Origin of the sequence: Streptomyces mayonensis (assembly GCF_018982965.1) — a bacterium.
Lineage (GTDB): Bacteria > Actinomycetota > Actinomycetes > Streptomycetales > Streptomycetaceae > Streptomyces > Streptomyces mayonensis.
The window spans coordinates 37631-55433 of the sequence record NZ_JACBYP010000030.1 but is presented as its reverse complement, the minus strand read 5'-3'; the positions used below and the strand labels follow the sequence as shown (position 1 = coordinate 55433).

Below are 17803 nucleotides of genomic sequence, written 5' to 3'. Positions count from 1 at the left end.
GTTCCTGTCACCCCACCGCGAGGTGGCCGGCCCCGCCTGGTCCGGCCACCTCGGGGGGTCAGCTGATGCTCTGTGCGAATCGGAAGAAGTTGTCCGGGTCGTAGTGCTTCTTCACTCCTCTCAACCGGGTCAGGTTCTCCTTGTAGTAGGCGTCCGCCCAGTCGGGCAGCACGCGGTCGAGGTAGTTCACGTAGCTCTCGCCGTTCGAATGGGGGTTGACCGCGTCGAAAACGTTGCCGGCCCAGTTCCGCGCCACCGTCCGGTCCGCCTCGGGCGGCGCTCCCGTGGGCAGACCCGTGGCGATGCTCATGACGAACTCGGAGTCGCGGTGGACGTACGCGGTGTCGGTGCGGCCCGGGTCGTTCGCGCGGCCGCCGAGGACGAGGGTGCGGATGAACCGGGAGTGCCCAGCCGCCCGGTCGGCGTCGAAGGCGGTGAGCAGGGCGTCGATGCCCGAGGCGGGTATGGCGTCGCTGAAGAGGCGGCTGCGGTCGAACGACCAGCCAAAACGAGGGATCTGCCCCTCTCCCGAGGGTCCCGGCAGGTGACACTGCGGAACCGTCAGGTCGGCGCAGCCGTACAGGGCCAGTATTCCGTCGGTGTAGCTGGAGTCGTCCACGGTGCGGGTCGTCGGGGCGTGGCCCACCTCCCCGACCAGGGCGTCCAGATGCGGCGCCAGGCCGTCGGGGTCGCCCAGCCAGACACCGGACACGCCCACCGTGGGTGTGTTGCCGGACGCGGCGTCGAAGAGCGCGAGGACCGGCCCCGAACTGAGCTGCCGCGGGCCCGCAATGGCCCACTGCTGCCAGGCCGTCAGGACGTCGGCGGCCTGGTCCCAGGTCCAGTCGAGGGTGAACCGGGAAAGGGCGGGCACGGCGGTCGCGGCCGCCCGGTACGCGGTGACGATCCCGAAGTTGCCGCCCCCGCCTCCGCGCAACGCCCAGAAGAGATCGGCGTTCCGGGTCGGCGAGGCGATGACAACGCTGCCGTCGGCCAGCACGACACGGGCGCATTCGAGGGTGTCCGAGGCCATGCCGAGCAACCGCGTCTGCCAGCCGAGTCCACCGCCCTGGATGAAGCCGCCCGAACCCACGGTCGGGAAGAGACCACCGGGCAGGGCGAGTCCCGTACCGGACAGGCCGCTGACGGTGTCGATCTGGAGTGCTCCGCCGCCCAGGGCCACCTTGTTGCCGTCGGCCCTGACACCGTTGAGCCGGGACACGTCGATGACGAGCCCCGTGGTCAGCGAGAAGCCCATGAAGCTGTGTCCGCCGCTGCGCGCTGTCGCGGGTATCCCGTTCGCCTGGGCGAACTTCAGGCAGGCGCTCACGTCGGAGTCCGACTGGCAGTAGGCGACAGCCGCCGGCCGTACGGTGTCGTACTCGGTCCACGAGAGCTGCTTGGCGGCGGCGTACGCCGCGTCGGAGGGCAGCACCAGAGTGCCCTTCAGACGCTTTTGAAGCAGCGCCCAGTTGGGGCCGCCGGCGGCATGGGCGAGGAACGCGGGCATAGCGGTCGTCATGCCTGCGGCCGTGAGCGTCGCCGCCGCCCCCGTGCGGATGAATGCTCGTCGGGAAACCATGTGGATGCCTCTTCTCCGGTACGTGTGCAGGTGTGCGGGTGGAATCGGGCGCGGCGGACGCGGGCCGCGGTGGGCTCGCCCGATCAGCGCGGGACGGCCTCGACCAGGGCGTGGACGAGGGTGTCGCCGGCGCTCTCGGCCTGGACGGCGCGGGTCATACGGAAGCCCGCTGCGGCGAGGAGATCGCGCCAGTCCTGCTCGGTGCGCTCCTTGCCGCCGAGGATGACCATCATGAAGAGATCGGCGAGCATGCTCGGGTGCAGGCCGCCCCCCTCGTGGACAACGCTGTCGACGACGATGAGCCTGGCGTGCGGCGGCATCGCCTCGTGGACACGGCCGAGGATCTTCAGGCAGTCCTCGTCACTCCAGTTGTGCAGCACTCGGGACAGCACATAGGCGTCCGCGCCGGGCACGACCGAGTCGAAGAAGCTTCCGCTGACCACCTCGACACGGTCCGCGACGCCTTCTTCGGCGAGGTGGCCGGGTGCTTCGGCGGTCACGGTGGCGAGATCCTGCACGACCCCCGTCATGGAGGGGTTCAGCTTGAGGACGGCGGCCAGCAGGGTACCGACGCCGCCACCGACGTCGACGACGCTCTTGATGCCGGTGAAGTCGTACCGGTTGAGGGCGGCGATGGCCGGAGCGAGGGAGGTGACGCCCATGGTGCGGTTGAACAGCTCGTTCTCCGCCGGGTTGGCCTCGAGGTAGTCGTAATAGGCGGCCCCGTGCACCTTGTCGAAGGCGGGCTTTCCGGTGCGGACCGTGTGCATCACCTCGGTCCAGGAGCGGAAGCAGGCACCACTCTGGAGCATGACCCCGTAGCGGAAGCCGCCGGGGGCGTCGCTGCGCAGAATGGCACCCGCCTCGGTGAGCGAGAAATGCTTGTCGGGGTGGGCGTGCAGGACGCCCATGGCGGCAAGGACGCGGCAGAACCGGTACAGCGCGTCCTCGTTCGCCTCGGTGACGCGTGCGAGTTCGGTGACCGGCTTGGGTTCCGAACCCAGATGGTCGGCGAGCCCGAGCTCGGCGGCGACGTACATCGTCTGCCCGATCCAGGGACCTCCCATGTGGTAGAGCTGCATGAGGTCCGGACCCTGGGACGGTGTGAGTGCAGGCACGATCTCTCTCCTTAAGCAGGGCTCTGGGCAGGAAGGACGTGTTCTGGCATGAACACCGGAGCATGTGAACGGGAAACGGGACTGCCGAACAACGCTGTTCGGCAGCGTGGGTGCCGCAGGGCGCCGGACAAGTCGATTCGCCGGTGCGACGGGAATCCGGGCAGGCCGGGTCACCTGCAGGATGCGGCGCCCCCGATCACTGCGAGAGATGCCGGCGCCGGTCCGGTAGCGATGCCCGGTTTACCGGCAGAACACGATGATCAGAGTTCGGCCACTCGGCGACGAATGGCGTCGCCAGCGCCTCGGTCGTTCATTGTCACAGGGAAAAGAATCCCTGGAAGCCCCCGTATGCAGCACTACGCCCCCGTTGCTGGATCTGTCGACCGAAACGGACAGTCACGCGCAATGAATGCTATCCATCCGGCGAGTGGACGGGAGTGCTTTCACACCCCGTCAGTCGACGAGTGAAGCATCGCAATCCATTTCACGCCACCCCCGTGGGAGGCGTCGGCCACATATGGCTGAAATCATGCTGCACGGTGCGGGTGGCCCGGGCGGACTGCTCGCCGCGACCCGTGGTACGGCGGCGCGTTTCCGCGCAGCTCAGGCTGTCTGTACCCGGCAGGTCAGTCACCGTGGCCGGGATGCGGCGACGCCGGCCGGGCCCCGGGCGCGGCCGGGCCCCGGGAGGGGTCGGCGGCCGGAATGATCTGGTCCGATCTCCGTGCCCCGAGTGCGAAACGGAGAATGATTGTCATCCGTGAACCACCGAAACAAACACCGAAACGAAAGCGGAACCAGAATTATCTTGCTCGATCAGAATACTGGTTGCTAACGTTCCCTGAGGTTCTCGGCCGATCAGTCGATGCCGTACGCCCAGATCAATGCGGCGGCTCGCAGAGAAAAGTGCCTGCCGATCCTTCTGACGCCTCGGGACGGGGAATTGTATGTCTCATTCAGGAACTACTGCGGCCGAACAGGTCGGAACGCTGTACGACCACATGGCGGGATTTGAGTCGGACAACTTCACAGGCGACCACAACCTGCACTTCGGGTATTGGGACAACCCCGGGGACGACTGGTCGCTGGAACGCGCCGAAGAGCGCTTCACTGAGCTCATGATCGAGAAACTCAGGGCCGGCCGGGAGGATCGGGTCCTCGATGTCGGCTGCGGCATGGGAACGCCCGCTATGCGCCTGGCGAAGGCCACCGGAAGCACCGTGGTCGGCATTACGGTCAGTCATGAACAAGTGAAGCGGGCCGGAATTCGGGCGGCGTCGGAGGGGCTGGCCGACCGCGTCTCGTACCAGTATGCGGACGCGGCGGTCCTGCCCTTCGAGGACGGTTCCTTCGATGCCGTGTGGGCGCTGGAGTCGATCATCCACATGCCCGACCGCCTCCAGGTGCTGCGGGAGATGTCCCGCGTGGTCCGGCCCGGCGGCCGGATCGTGCTGACCGACTTCTTCGAGCGCGCCCCCGTCCCGGAGCACAAGCGTCCGGCCGTGGAGAAGTTCTACAAGAACTGGGTCATGGGTCCCATGGTGACCATCGACGACTATCCACGACTCGTGCGCGAAGCCGGCCTGCGGCTCGTCGAGGCGTCCGACATCAGCGAGCAGGTGATGAAGCGGACCCTCGAAGGAATCGCCCGGCGCATCGGTCACGACCGGGACCACATCGACGACACCCTCGGCTCCGAAATGGCCGACGATCTCGATCTGTCGGACCTCATCGAGGTGTGGGAACTCGGCTACCTCCTGGTGGTCGCCGAACTCCCCGCGAACGACGCCTGAGGCCGGATTCGAGCTGCGCGGCCGGATGAAACCGGCGCGTGAGACGGAACAGCGCAACGCCAGGACAGCAGTCGGATCCGTTGGAGGAAACCATGCCCGTCCATACCCGAGAAGGCCCGGATCTCCGGGAGATGTACCACGCGTCCGGTCCGTGGATAGGGCAGACGCTCTACGTCGCCGCGCATCTGGGCCTCGCGGATCTGCTGGGCGACGAGCCCATGGGCGTCGGGGACATCGCGAAGGCGACCAACAGCGACGAGGACGCCCTCTACCGCTTCTGCCGGGCACTCACGGCGCTCGGCATGCTGGCGGAACATCCCGGGAAGTCCTTCACCCTGCAGCCTTCCGGCAAGGCCCTCGCACAGGACGCCCCCGACGGGTTCCGCGACGGGGTGCTCCTGCAGAGCGGCGCCGTCTTCCGCGCATGGGCGGACGTGCTCCACACCGTCACTACCGGGCGCCCGGCCTTCGACAAGGCGCTCGGCATGAACTACTTCGAATTCCTCGCCGCCAACCCGGAGGAAGCGCGCATCTTCAACCGCGCCATGGGCGCCACCATGCCGGCCGCTGTCGCGGCACTGGAGCTGTACGAGTTCGGCGACTGCGGGACGGTCGTCGACGTCGGGGGTGGTGACGGACGGCTGATGGCATCGGTGCTCACCCGCCACCCGGAGATGCGTGGTGTGCTCCAGGACCTGCCCGAGACCGTCCAGCAGGCCGAGGAGAACCTGGCTGATGTCACCGACCGGTGCACCCTCGTCGGGGAGAGCTTCTTCGACAAGGTCGCCACCGGGGGAGACGTGTACATCCTGTCCCGGGTGCTGCACGACTGGGACGACGACAACGCCGGGAAGATACTGCGGAGGGTGCGGGCATCCATGCCCGCGCACGGGCGGCTGATCCTGGTGGAGAGCATCCTGAGGCCCGCCGAGGGAGACCTGCGCAGCGTACTGGGGGACCTCCTCATGCTGGTCGTCCTCGGCGGCAGGGAACGCACGGAGAGCGAGTGGACCGAACTGCTCGGATCGTCGGGGTTCAAGATCCGGCGGGTGCGGGACGACCCGGGCATGGCCACCACGCGCGGGCACAGCGTCATCGAGGCGGTCGTCCAGTAGGAAGTCGTCACGACGCCCGGCCGGTCGCGTGCCGGCCGGGCACGCCCGCGGCGGCGGTCCCTCCGCTCGCCGAACGGGGGCGGGGTCTTCGCCGACCGGTTGTCGGTGGTGGGCCCGACCACGGGGACGGCCGGCCGACTGGCCCGGGCGGCGGCGTGGTTCTGCGGGCGCACCGGTGCACGGCCGGTGGCGGACCGGGTCAGCCGTGTCTCTGGCTCTCGTCCAGCAACTCGAAGAACACGTCGCCGCGCACCACCTCGAACGGGTCGTCCAGGAGCGCCGCGACGGTCGCGATGTCGCTCGGTGTCCAGGTCCAGGCGTTGATGGCCGCCGCGATGAACAGGGGGCGGGACGGGTCGCGGTCCTCGACGTGCTTCAGCAGTGCGTCCCGGAAGTCCGCGCCCTTGCCCTGCGGATAGAAGTTGCCGATCACCGGGATGCCGCCGGCCCGGGTCTGGAGATCACCGGTCTCCCAGGACTGGATGATGCCGCGCAGGGGCGTGTGGCGGGCGTACGAGGCGACGACGCGTTCGTCGAAGGGGATCCAGCCGTCGCCCGCCGCGTTGCGCGGGTTGTAGGCGTACACGAGGTCCATGCCGGTGCGGCGCAGGTAGCGGCCGGTCAGTTCGGTGTAGGCGGCCAGGTGCTCCTCGGGCCAGGAGGCCGGGTACGTGTAACCCGCGCCGGAGGGGCCGCAGACGAGGAGGTCGTTGGCGGTGGCCGTGCGCTGGTAGTGGGCGAGCAGCGCGGGGCCGAGGTCGGCGAGCAGGGGGCTGACGGTCCAGTTGACGGGGACGGTGCCGCGCGCCGGGTCGTCCCAGATGTCCCGCATACGACGCTGGCAGTACTGCACGTTGTCGCCCTCGCCGATGGTGAAGGTGACGTGGACGCGGTTGCGGAGTCTCGCCCTCGGCCGGGTGCGCACCCGGCCCGAGACGCGTGCGGGGACGCCGGCGTGGACCGTCGCGTTCATGTAGAAGTCGGTGGCGACGACCTCGACGCCGTGGCGCGAGGCGCGGTCGACGCCACCCCATTCGCCGGCCACGTCGTTGGGGAACCAGCCGGTGTAGGGCGTGGTCGGCGCGAGTCGGCTCAGCGCCTCGTCGAGCAGGTCACCGGTCTCGCCGGCGGGCGGCAGCCACAGGACCACAGCTCTGCTCGCGACCGTGTAGTCACGGAAGTTGGGGAACGGTTCGACGCGGGTCGGGGCCGTGGTGGTGGCGGTGACGAGGAACTGGTTCCACAGGTCGACCTCGGCGGTCAGCCGCTGCGTGCCGCCGGGGACGGTGAAGCGGTAGACGAAGTAGCCGCTGCCGTCGCCGAACCGGTTGGCGTCGCCGCCGACGGAGGAGTCGAGTCCGTCGAAGAGGTAGGGCCTCTCGGCCTCGGTGCCCGGGGTGAAACGGGCGATCTCGGCTCCGTCGGCGTGCAGCGCGAGCGAACCCACGGACGCCCCCCAGCCGTCGTCGCCGAAGGAGTCCTGGAACCGCAGATACACGGCGTCGCCGTCGCCGCCGGCGCTCAGCTCGGGGCTCAGGTCCAGCGTGCGTGTGCGGCGGTTGGAGCTGTCGCGCACCCGCTCCGTCTCCCGTGCGACCTCCCGCCACCGCACCCCGGGGGCGGGCACGGTGCGCGTCGGCGGCAGCCCGGCCACCAGCGTGTGGGCGCAGCGCGGGAAGAGGTGGCGGAGCTGCCAGCGGTAGGTGGCGGGCACGTCGTCGGGGTCGAAGCGGCCGCGCAGGTCGGTGACCGTCCCGAGGCCGTGACGGTCGGCCTGCTCCGCGGTGGCCGCCACCGCGTCGGACAGGCCGGCCAGGGTGGTCGCGACATTGACCGAGTCGGGCACGTCCGGGTCGATCAGCACGGCGCCGCGTACCTCGCGGCGGTACCTGGCCACCAGGTCCAGGGCGTGGTCGTGAGCGGTGACCCTCGCGCCGGTGCCGGCCAGCCAGCGCAGGTCGGTGTCCCCGGTGGCGTAGCTGAAGTAGAGGCGTGGTGTGCGGCGGTTGACGACGCCCTGGAGGGTCGTGAGGAGGAGCTGGTCGTAGCCGTCGAGGCCACTGACGTCGGCCACGTCGAGTCGGGTGGGGCGGCCGAAGGACGGAAGGAGGCGGGGTGCGGGGGCGGCGTCGGCCTCGGGTGGCCGTGCGAGTCCGAGCCCGCCCGCCGCGAGAACCGCGCTGCCCGTCCGTAGCAGGTCTCTCCGTGTGACCATCGATGATCTCCGCTTCCCGTAGCCGCCACGCCCGGACTTCGACATCGTTGTCAATCGTCTGTGAGCGTAGCGAGGGATGTGGTGGTCGTCCATGGTGCGTACGGGATACGACCGGTTTCCGGCGGGTCGGCCGGTTCAGTCCTGTTGCGACAGGTCCCGTTCCAGCGCGTGTGCCGCGGTCTTGAGCGCCGTGACCAGTGGCTGGAGCCGCTGTGGGTCGTAGCGGACGCCTGGCATCGACACGGACAGCCCGGCCAACGCGGTCTCCTCCTGGTCCCGGACCGGAACGCCGACCGCGACGAGACCGCGTTCCGACCGCTCCCTGTTGACGGCGAAGCCGTTGCGCCGCAGACGCCTCAGTTCCGTCCGCAGCCGACTCGTCTAAGTGGACTTGTACAGGATGCGACGTAGCAGACCTATCCCGATGTGAGGTTTTCCTTGATGAGCGAGAACCTGCCGGCCAAGCCCGAGGACGTGGTCGATCGGGGCCGGGAGTGGGAGCTGCCGGCCGAGTTCGTCACCGATCCGGATCCGGCGATGCGCATGGGCATCGTGTCGGGGCGCAGGCGCCACGGGAAGTCGTACCTCCTGCAGGCACTGTGCGAGCAGGTCGGCGGCCTCTACGTCACCGCGGTACGGGAAGAAGGGCGGCTGCCGGCGATCCGGCGGTTCGGCGACGCCGTCGCGGCACACGCCGGTCTGCGGTCCGGCACGCTGAGGCCGGCCGACTGGCGTGAGGTCCTGACCAACGCCCTTGATGTCACCGCACGTTCGGGTACCCCGCTCCTGGTGATCGACGAACTGCCGTATCTGCTCCAGCACTCGCCGGAGATCCCCGGACTGCTCCAGCAGCTCTATGACGAGCGTCAGCGCAACACCGGCACCGGCACCGGTGCCCGGCTGATCCTCTGCGGCTCCGCCGTGAGCGTCATGCACGAACTGCTTTCGGGTACCAGGCCGTTGCGGGGCCGCGCCGTGATCGACCTCCGGCTGGGTGCCTTCGACTACCGTGCCGCCCGCGACTTCTGGCAGATCGACGACCCACTGACCGCCCTGCAGGTCCACGCCGTCGTCGGCGGAGCCCCGGCTACCGGCCGGTGGCGGCCCGGCCGCACCCGAACGACGGCTTCGCCGACTGGCTGACCCGCACGCTCCTGGATCCCGGCCGCGCCGTCTACTCACGTACCGAGACGGAGTACCTGCTGCGGGAGGATCCGCGGATCACTCATCCTCCTTGCACGGCTTCTATCCGGACCTGGTCGAATTGCGGCCGGACGTGATGACCTTCTCCTGGTCGACCTGCCGGGTCTCTACGGGACCGGCTGACTCGACAGGGATGTGCCCGTCAAGCCGATGAACGGCGCACAGGGGAAGAGATCAGCCGGTGCCCTCCCGGGGCCTCGGCGTCCCTCGCCACGAACGGCTTCGTCTGTCCTCGGCTCCCCGCCCCCTGAAGCGGCACCCGGGGCCCGCGGGGCTCACCAGTCGTGCACCGTGCCGTCCTGCAGTCGGTTGACCGGCAGGTAGGCCGCCTCGTAGGGGTGGGCGGCCGCGAGGTCCAGGTCCAGCTCCACGCCGATGCCGGGGGCCTCGCCCGGGTGCAGGTGGCCGTCGGTGAAGGTGTAGGCGTGCCGGAAGACCTCGTCGGTGAGGGGGGTGTGGCCCGAGTACTCCTGGATGCCGAAGTTGTGCACGGCGAGGTCCAGGTGGAGCGCGGCCGCCATGCCCACCGGGGAGATGTCCTCGGGGCCGTGCACGGCGCTCCTGATCTGGAACTGCGCGGCGTAGTCGAAGAGCTTGCGCAGCGGCGTGACACCGCCGAAGTGGGTCACGGCGGAGCGGACGTAGTCGATCAACTGCTCGCTGATCAGCGTCTGGTAGTCGTGCACGGTGTTGAAGACCTCGCCGACGGCGAGCGGTGTCGTGGTGTTCCGGCGCACCAGGCGCAGGGCCTCCTGGTTCTCGGCCGGCGTGCAGTCCTCCAGCCAGAAGGGGCGGTACGGTTCCAGGTCCCTGCCGAGCCGGGCCGCCTGTACGGGGCTGAGCCGGTGGTGTGCGTCGTGGAGCAGCGGGAGTTCGGCGCCGAACTCGGCACGGACCGCCTCGAACACGGTGGGCGTGTGCCGCAAGTAGGCGTCGGTGTCCCAGTCCTCCACCAGGGGGCGGGCCTGCTGGTGCAGGACGGGCGCGCCGTCGTCGTCGGTGCTGTGGACGCCGTAGACGGCCTTCAGGCCGGGGATGCCGGACTGGATGCGCACCGCCTGGTAGCCCTCGGCGAGCCTGGCGCGTACGGAGTCGAGGAGTTCGGGGATGTCGCGGCCGTTCGCGTGTCCGTAGGCACGGACGCGGTCCCGGCTGGCGCCGCCGAGGAGCTGGTAGAGCGGCAGGCCGGCGGCCTTCGCCTTGATGTCCCACAGGGCCACGTCGACGGCGGCGATCGCGGCCATGGTGACGGGGCCGCGCCGCCAGTAGGCCCCCCGGTACAGGTACTGCCAGGTGTCCTCGATCCGGTGCGGGTCGCGGCCGGTGAGCAGGGGCACGACGTGGTCGGTCAGGTAGCTGACGACGGCGAGTTCCCGGCCGTTGAGGGTGGCGTCGCCGAGGCCGGTGAGGCCGTCGTCGGTCGTCAGCTTCAGCGTGACGAAGTTGCGGCCCGGGCTGGTGACGACGACCTGGGCGTCGACGATCTTCATGCGTGTGCTCTTTCCAGTGCGGTGGCGTGCGTATGCGTAGGTGTGTGGGGGCTGGGCTGGCTCAGCCCTTGGTGGCGCCCGCAGTCAGGCCCGCCACCAGGTACTTCTGGCCGACGACGGCGGCGATGACGACGGGGACGGTGATGAGGGTGGCGGCGGCCATGAGGCCGCCCCAGTCCGTGCTCGCGTACGAGATGAAGTTGAAGAGGGTCACGGGCACCGTCTGGGTGCGGTCGTCGGCGAAGACCAGCGCGAACATGAAGTTGTTCCAGCTGAAGACGAACGCGAGGAGCGAGGCGGTCGCGGTGCCGGGCGCGGCCAGCGGCAGCGAGATCCGCCAGAAGGCGCCGAACGCGCTCAGGCCGTCGGTGCGGGCGGCCTCCTCGAGTTCGACCGGGAGACCCGCGAAGAAGCTGATCATCACCCACATGATCAGTGGGACGGAGACGAACATGTGGCTGAGCACGAGGACGGTGTAGGAGCCGACGAGCCCCATCTGCGCGAACAGGTAGTACCAGGGCACGAGCAGCGAGATGGCCGGCACGATGCGGGCGACGAGGACGAGCGAGCCGGTGCGGTGCATGCCGAACCGGCCCACGGCCCACGCGGCGGGCACGGCTATGACGGCGGACAGCACCGTGGACACCACGCCCACCAGCAGCGAGTTGCCCAGGGAGCGCACGATCTGCCCGGCCTCGACGATGCTGCGGAAGTTGTCGAGGGTGGGAGTGAACCAGAGCCCCACGCTCGGGTCGGTCACCTGCACGTTGGTCTTGAACGCGGCGGCGAACATCCACACCAGGGGCAGCGCGAAGACGAGCGTGACCAGGGCGATGGCCGTGCCGCGCAGCCAGGACCACGTCCTGCGCCGCCGGGGGGCGGGCCTGAGCGGCGGCCGGGCCGCGGGGGTGACGGTGGCGCTCATCCGTTCTTCCTTCCGCCGCGGCGGCGCAGCAGGACCACGACACCGATGATGAACAGTGTGAACAGCACCAGGACGGCGGCGGCCAGGCCGTACTCCTGGTAGTCGAAGGTGAGCCCGTAGGCGTAGACGTTGAGCGTCTCCACCTCGAAGTCGGAGCCGCCGCCCGCGCCCTTGGTGGCGTAGAGGATGTCGAAGGTCTTGAGCGCGTCGACGGCGCGCAGGACCAGGGCCGTGGCGAGCGTGGGGGCGAGCATCGGCAGGATCACGTGGCGGAAGCGCTGCCAGGCGTTCGCGCCGTCGACGAGCGCGGCCTCCTCGGGCTCCTCGGGGAGGGTGGTCAGGCCCGCGAGCAGGAGCAGCGTCATCATCGGTGTCCACTGCCACACGTCGATGAGCATCAGTACCGGCAGCGACTGGCTCACCGAGCCGAGGAACTCCTGGCGCGGCAGTCCGACACCGGCGAGCAGGTGGTTGGCGATGCCGTTGGTGGGGTCGAGGATCAGCAGCCACAGGACGCCGATCGCGACGGGCGTGGCGAGCAGCGGGATGATCAGGACGGTGCGCACCAGACGCATGCCGCGGAACGGCTTGCGCATGAGCATCGCGAGCGCGAGCCCGAGGACCGTCTCCAGGACCACGGCACCGACGGTGAAGACCACGGTGCGGCGCGCGGCGGGCCAGAACCGGCGGGTGTCACCCAGCGCGTCGAGGAAGTTCTGGAGCCCGATGTGGCGTTTGTCCGCGTTCACCGCCCCGAAGGCGTCGGTCAGGCTCAAGTTCAGGGTGAAGGCCAGCGGGAAGACGATCATCAGGCCGACGAAGAGCAGCGCCGGGGTGAGCATCGCCCACTTCAGGCGCCGGTTGGCCTGCTCGAAGGTGCGCGGCGGCCGGGTGCGGGGGGCGTCCGGCCGTCCCCGGGTGCCGGCGCGGGCGGGGGAGACCTCGGTGGCGGCCATCAGGACTCCTTGTGGCGGTTGTCGCGGACGAGGAAATCGGCGAACTCCGCGTCGGCGTCGCGCGCGACGGGCCGTACGGACTCGCCGAGGATCGCCGCGACCAGGGGGCGCCCGACGATGTCCCTGGCCCGGCCGACCTGGAGGACCCGCGGCCGGTCGTAGCCGAGGCCGCGTTCGGCGTTGACCCGCATCGACTCGGCGAGGTCCGCCGGGAAGGACGCGAGCGTGCGGGAGTCGGCCCACACGGAGCTGCGGGCGCCGGGGATGCCGTCCGACTGGAGGGCGGCGGACAGGGCGGGACCCGCGGCCCACCTGATGAACTCCCACGCCTCGTCGCGCAGCAGGGAGAACCTGTTGATGCCGAGGCTCCAGGACGGGATGTTGTGCGGCTTCGCACCGGCCGGACCAGCGGGGAAGGGGGCGAACCCGACGGCCTCCCGCACACCCCGGGTGGCGACCTTCGGGTCGAGGAAGTTGCTGTAGATCGCGTCGGCGTCGATGTAGAAGGCGGCCTTGCCCTGCGCGAAGATCGGCATGGCCTGTTCGAGGCTCATGTTGGTCGAGCCGGGCGGCCCGGCCCGGCCGAGCAGGTCGCCGTAGTACTGGTAGGCGGCCAGGGCCTGGCGGCTGCCGATGCCCGACTCGCCGTCGACGAGGAAGTCGCCGCCGTGCGAGTACAGGAAGCTCGACCACTGGGAGACGGCGCCGCTGCGCTGGCCGCGGCCGACGAACCCGTAGAACCCCTTGTCCTCGTCGGTGAGTTCGAGCGCGGTGGACAGCAGGGCGTCCAGGGTGCGGGGCGGTCCGTCGACGAGGTCCTTGCGGTAGTACAGCGTGGGGCGTTCGGTCACCACCGGGACGCTCAGCACCTTGCCCGCCGTCACGGAGGCCTCACGCGGCGCCTCCTGGAAGTCCGCCCACGCGAACTCCCGGTCGTCGCCGACCCGGTCGGTGAGGTCGGCCAGCCAGTCGTTGTGCGCGAAGAGCAGCTGCTCCTGGAGGGGGCGGACCATCATGACGTCCACGTCGGTGCCCGAGGCGTTGAGCTTGACGTTGTAACTGCTCGACAGCTGGTCCGCGGTGAGCAGGGTCATCGAGACCCGGCGCCCGATCCGCTCCTCGAACTCCTTCGTCCGCCGCTTGACCGCCTGCGACCACACGTGATTGATCGCCATGATCCGCAACGGGCTGTCGGCCGAGGGCCTGCCGCCCTGCGGAGAACAGGCGCTCACCGCGCCCCCGGCGACGGTCGCGGCCGTCCCCGCGGCCAGCCTGTTGAAGGAGCGCCTGCTCAACAGCCGACTGCTCGTGGACATCGTCGTCCTCGTTCCTGGTGGGTGGTTGCGTCTGCCGGACCAGTGGTCCAACTGGTAGGACCAGTTTGCTGACGGGACCGTAACAGGATGCCGGCGCTTCCGAACAGCCCCTGAGGTGAAGATCCACACAACGGAACGGTTACGCGGCTCGGCCCGGGCCGGCCCGCCCCGGCACGAGGGGTACGGCTACTGGCCCGCGCTGCAGCTGCCGCCGTTGCCCGCCCGTCGGGCCTCCGCCTGCCCCAGCAGCGTCTCGATGTGGTTGCGGGCCATGATGTCCACCTGCACGTCGAGGTCCGGCCCGTAGGTACGCAGGCCGAGCATGAGGTGCTCCCGCATCCGCGCGGCCGCGAGGTCCTCGTCGCGTGCCTCGATCGCCTCGAAGATCTCCGGGTGGTGCGGTACTCCGGGCTCCCCGATCGAGGGGTCCGAGTTGGACCGGAGCATCATCTCGAACATCATTCCGCTGATCGACGACAGCATGATCCGCAGTACGGGATTCTTGCTCGCCACCGCGATCGCGTCGTGGAACTCCATGTCGGCCTGCGCCTTGACCACGGCGTCCGTGGCCGACTCCAGGGCCTCGCACGAGTTCCGCATCACGGCGAGGTCGTCGTCCGTGGCCCGCACGGTCGCCAGCCGGACCATCTCGACCTCCAACGGCAGCCGGGCCTCGATGAGCTGACGGACCGTCGGACGGCCGGCGCGGTAGAGCGCGTCGTACTCCCTGGCCTGCCCCGAGCTCTGCTCCCGGACGAAGGAACCGCGCCCCGGCGCGACCTCGATGAGGCGTTGCGCCTCGAGCCGCCTCAGCACCTCGCGCACGACATTGCGACTGGAACCGAACTGGGCGGCCAACTCGCGCTCGGACGGCAGCTTCGCCCCGACCGCGATCTCACCGGCCCGGATCTCGTGCTCCAGCCGGCGCGCGATCCGCTCCGTCAGCAGACCGCGCTCGGCGGGTCCGGTGAGACGGCCCGGCTGTGCGGAACCCGACGACGGGGAGGGAGCGGACGACTGCATGGTCGCAGCGTACAGCCGACCCGAGGGCGTGATCGCGCCCCGGGGCAGGCGTTCCCAGGCCGGGAGTTCCCGGACACCGGGCGGTGGGGCCCGGGGCGCGGGCCGGGTCTCGGGGGCGCCGACCCGTCGTGAAGGCCCTTCGGTCCGGGGCGGCCGTTCACCGGGGCGGTGCGACCAGGCGGCCCTGGTGGACGAGTGAGGCGGCCTTCTTGAGGATGCGCAGCCGGACGCCGATCGTGTAGCCGGTGATGCCGGGCACCGTCGCCAGCGTGCCGCTGAGCCAGTCGTAGAAGTCGGCGGTGCCCGTGCACATCGCGATCGCCATGAGGTTCTGCTCCCCGGTCGTGGCGGAGGCGAAGACGACCCGGGGGAGCGCGGCGACGGCCGAGCCCGTCTCGTGCAGGCGCGCGGGGGAGGTGGTCAGCCAGAGTACGGCGCTGAACGGGTAGCCCAGCTTCTCCAGGGCCAGGTCCACGTCGTAGAACAGGGTGCCCGAGCGCTCCAGCACCTCCAGGCGCCGTGCGACCCGTCCGGTGGTCCAGCCGGTGCGGTCGGCGAGCGCGGCCTGACTCGCCCGGCCGTCCTCGGCGAGCGCGGCGAGCAGGGCCCCGTCCTCCTCGTGCGGTGCGACCGGCGGGCCCTGCGGTGCTGTACGGGGGTGGTGCTCGCGCAGGAACGCCACCGCCTCCTCGGGGAGCGAGGGGCCGAGTCCTCTCCAGTCGGCCCCCGGCGGGGAGTAGGTGTGCAGGGTCATGCGCGAGTCGATGTCCAACACGCCCGGAGTACGGGCGAGTTGGCGCAGCACCTCCGGCAGTCGTCCCTCGTGCGGTGTCGCCATCGAGCACACGATCTCCGAGCCGCCGAAGGAGGTGTGCGCGAACGAGACCTCGGGAAGCCGCGTCAGCGCCTCGGCGCACGCGTCGATCCGGTCGGGGCGCAGCGAGATCCGCACCACACTCGACACCAGGCCCTGCACCGACGGGTTGACCAGGCCCACCACCCGCACCGTGCCCGCACGGCTCATGGTCCGGTAACGGCGGGCGACGGTCTGTTCCGAGGTGCCCACCACCTCTCCGACCAGCCGGAACGGCGCGCGGGGGCTGACGTGGAGCGCGTGGAGGATATAGCTGTCCAGGGTGTCGAGCATGGAGCAAGTATGCGGTGAAGCACTGCCGGGTGCGGGTTTCCTCCGGGTGCGGGGGTTCTGTTTGAGGGAATGGTGCCTTCCGGAGGAGACTCGGTCGCGTTCGATGTTCGATTTTCGGGTCTCCGGCCGACGGTGTCCGGTGCGGCCCGGCCCGGTCCGTGGCGGCTCCCCCGTGTGCTGCTCGGGGCCGTACGGCCGGACATGCCCCCACCCACCAGGCCCTCCCGTCTCTCATCTGTTCCCCGCGCCGGTCACCGGCGTCGCGAAGGAGTTGTGTTGTCCCAGTCACCGCCCCCAACCGTGCCTCGTCGCGGGGCGACCGTCGTCATGGCCTGTCTCGGGGTCTTCGTCGCCTACCTGCCGGTGACCAGCGTCTCGGTGAGCCTGACCGCCATCCAGTCGGCGCTGTCCACGACGACCTCCCAACTGGCCTGGGTGTCGGACGCCTTCGTGCTGCCGATGGCCGCCTTCATCCTCACCGCCGGCGTCTTCGGCGACGTGCACGGGCGCCGCAAGGTCTTCCTCGCCGGGCTGCTGCTCTCCGCCGCCGGCGCGGCCACGTCGCTCACCGCGCACTCGATCGGCCAGCTGTGGACCGGGCAGGCGCTGTCCGGGCTCGGCGCCGCCGCGCTGCTGCCCACCACGCTGGCCCTCATCAGCCACGCCGTACCCGACCACCGCGAGCGCGGGAAGTACATCGGCATCTGGGCGATGTGCCTGCTGGGCGCGCTCGCCGTCGGCGGTGTGCTGGCCGGGTCGATCATCAACAGCGCCGGCTGGCGCTGGATCTTCCTCGTGCCGCTGCCCGTCGCGCTCCTCACCGTCGGCATCGCCCTGCGGGCCCTGCCCGAGTCCCGCGCCCCGCGCGCCGGGCGGCTCGACTGGCCCGGGCAGATCACCGCCGCGCTCGCCATCACCGCGCTCGTCTACGGCGTCATCGAGGGCGGCGCCGGTTCCTTCGGCGACGTGCAGGTCGTCGCCGCGCTCGCCGTCGCCGTCGTCAGCGGCGCCCTCTTCGTCGTGGTCGAACGGCGCTCCGCCCACCCGATGCTCGACCTCGCGCTCTTCCGCAGCCCCGGCTTCACCGCCACCGCCCTCGTCGCCATGATCATGTTCCTGGGCATGATCGGCTTCTTCTTCGTGCTGAGTCTCTACTTCGGCATGGTCCAGCGGCTCGACACCCTCGGCACCGCCTGGCGCCTCCTCGTGATCACCGGGGCCGCCCTGGTCGTCAGCGGGGTCGCCGGGCGCGTCATGCACCGGCTCTCACCGCGCCTCATGATCACCACGGGCCTGCTCATGATGACGGCGGCGATGCTGACCCTGCTCGGCGCCGACGCCGGCACGTCCTTCGGCGCGCTCTCCTGGCGGCTGCTCCTGCTGGGGCTCGGCATGGGGCTGGTGACGACGCCGATGACGGCCACCGCGGTCGCCTCCGTACCGCACCCGCTGGCCGGGATGGCGGCCGCCGGGAACAACGCCTTCCGCCAGGTCGGCGGAGCGCTCGGCCCCGCGGTGCTCGGCGCCCTGCTCACCAGCCGGGCCGTCTCCTCCCTCCCCGGCCACCTCGCCGACGCGGGCGTGGACGGCGCGCTGGCCGACCAGGTCACCGGCGTGACGGGGGACGCGGGTCTCGGCGCGGTGGGTTCGCTGGAACTGGGCCCGCGCGCCGGGCAGGTCTTCGGCGCGGTCGGTGACGCCTTCCTCGACGGCATGCGCCTGTGCCTGATCGTCTCGGCGGGCCTCACGTTCCTGGCCGCGGTCCTCGCCTTCGTCCTGCTCCACCCCCGCCTCGGACGCAAGCGCTCGGTGAACGTCGCCGGCGAACCGGCGGCGCAGGCCCCCGGCAGCACGGAACGGCAGGGAGCCGGCACGGGGACGCCTGCCTGATCCCGGGGGGCGGTGCGTGCAGGCCGGACC

General features: G+C 70.4%; 14 protein-coding genes and 1 pseudogene. 5 read left to right on the top strand and 10 right to left on the bottom strand.

Annotated features, from left to right (window positions below):
• Window positions 1-58 precede the first annotated feature (58 nt).
• A complete protein-coding gene (locus HZS56_RS14345) occupies window positions 59-1582 on the bottom strand; it encodes an FAD-binding oxidoreductase (protein ID WP_216721099.1) in 1524 nt (507 codons plus the stop codon).
• Window positions 1583-1665: 83 nt separating this feature from the next.
• Window positions 1666-2700, bottom strand: a complete 1035-nt coding sequence (locus tag HZS56_RS14340; protein WP_216721098.1) for a methyltransferase — start codon at window positions 2698-2700, stop codon at window positions 1666-1668.
• Between the two features lie 1001 nt (window positions 2701-3701).
• Here HZS56_RS14340 and HZS56_RS14335 point away from each other — a divergent pair.
• Both HZS56_RS14335 and HZS56_RS14330 read left to right on the top strand, forming a co-directional pair.
• Window positions 3702-4493, top strand: coding sequence for a methyltransferase domain-containing protein (locus HZS56_RS14335; protein ID WP_216721097.1), 792 nt, complete (start codon window positions 3702-3704; stop codon window positions 4491-4493).
• A gap of 92 nt (window positions 4494-4585) precedes the next feature.
• Window positions 4586-5608 (top strand): methyltransferase, encoded by a 1023-nt coding sequence (locus HZS56_RS14330; protein ID WP_216721096.1) that lies wholly within the window; start codon window positions 4586-4588, stop codon window positions 5606-5608.
• Between the two features lie 199 nt (window positions 5609-5807).
• On the opposite strand, the gene HZS56_RS14325 is transcribed toward HZS56_RS14330, so the two are convergent.
• Window positions 5808-7823: a GxGYxYP domain-containing protein gene (locus HZS56_RS14325; RefSeq protein WP_216721095.1), complete on the bottom strand. Its 2016-nt coding sequence runs from the start codon at window positions 7821-7823 to the stop codon at window positions 5808-5810.
• A 135-nt stretch (window positions 7824-7958) separates the two neighbouring features.
• Complete coding sequence (locus HZS56_RS14320; protein WP_301543026.1) at window positions 7959-8195, bottom strand: IclR family transcriptional regulator domain-containing protein; 237 nt, start codon at window positions 8193-8195, stop codon at window positions 7959-7961.
• Window positions 8196-8264: 69 nt separating this feature from the next.
• On the opposite strand from HZS56_RS14320, the pseudogene HZS56_RS14315 reads away from it, so the two are divergent.
• Window positions 8265-9049: pseudogene (locus HZS56_RS14315) on the top strand (AAA family ATPase); the annotation flags it as partial.
• Between the two features lie 252 nt (window positions 9050-9301).
• On the opposite strand, the gene manD reads toward HZS56_RS14315, so the two are convergent.
• The 4 genes from manD to HZS56_RS14295 form a co-directional block, all read right to left on the bottom strand.
• Window positions 9302-10516 carry a D-mannonate dehydratase ManD gene (manD, locus tag HZS56_RS14310; protein ID WP_216721094.1) on the bottom strand — a complete coding sequence of 405 codons (1215 nt, stop codon included), beginning with the start codon at window positions 10514-10516 and terminating at the stop codon, window positions 9302-9304.
• A gap of 61 nt (window positions 10517-10577) precedes the next feature.
• Entirely contained in the window at window positions 10578-11441 is an 864-nt protein-coding gene (locus tag HZS56_RS14305) for a carbohydrate ABC transporter permease (protein ID WP_216721093.1), read from the bottom strand.
• On the bottom strand, window positions 11438-12397 hold the full coding sequence (locus HZS56_RS14300) for a carbohydrate ABC transporter permease (RefSeq protein WP_216721092.1): 960 nt from the start codon (window positions 12395-12397) through the stop codon (window positions 11438-11440). The genes HZS56_RS14305 and HZS56_RS14300 overlap by 4 nt, the downstream gene beginning before the upstream one ends.
• Window positions 12397-13572, bottom strand: a complete 1176-nt coding sequence (locus HZS56_RS14295) for an ABC transporter substrate-binding protein (protein ID WP_253914242.1) — start codon at window positions 13570-13572, stop codon at window positions 12397-12399. The genes HZS56_RS14300 and HZS56_RS14295 overlap by 1 nt, the downstream gene beginning before the upstream one ends.
• Here HZS56_RS14295 and HZS56_RS38180 point away from each other — a divergent pair.
• On the top strand, window positions 13571-13771 hold the full coding sequence (locus HZS56_RS38180; RefSeq protein ID WP_253914241.1) for a hypothetical protein: 201 nt from the start codon (window positions 13571-13573) through the stop codon (window positions 13769-13771). The genes HZS56_RS14295 and HZS56_RS38180 overlap by 2 nt on opposite strands.
• A 128-nt stretch (window positions 13772-13899) precedes the next feature.
• Here the strand turns inward: HZS56_RS38180 and HZS56_RS14290 are convergent, their stop codons facing one another.
• Together HZS56_RS14290 and HZS56_RS14285 are read right to left on the bottom strand one after the other, a co-directional pair.
• Window positions 13900-14736 carry a FadR/GntR family transcriptional regulator gene (locus tag HZS56_RS14290; protein ID WP_216721090.1) on the bottom strand — a complete coding sequence of 279 codons (837 nt, stop codon included), beginning with the start codon at window positions 14734-14736 and terminating at the stop codon, window positions 13900-13902.
• Window positions 14737-14893: 157 nt separating this feature from the next.
• Entirely contained in the window at window positions 14894-15883 is a 990-nt protein-coding gene (locus HZS56_RS14285) for an Lrp/AsnC family transcriptional regulator (RefSeq protein WP_216721089.1), read from the bottom strand.
• 327 nt (window positions 15884-16210) lie between these two features.
• Between HZS56_RS14285 and HZS56_RS14280 the strand changes: the two genes are divergently transcribed.
• Window positions 16211-17773 (top strand): MFS transporter, encoded by a 1563-nt coding sequence (locus HZS56_RS14280; protein ID WP_216721088.1) that lies wholly within the window; start codon window positions 16211-16213, stop codon window positions 17771-17773.
• The last annotated feature ends 30 nt before the right edge of the window (window positions 17774-17803 follow it).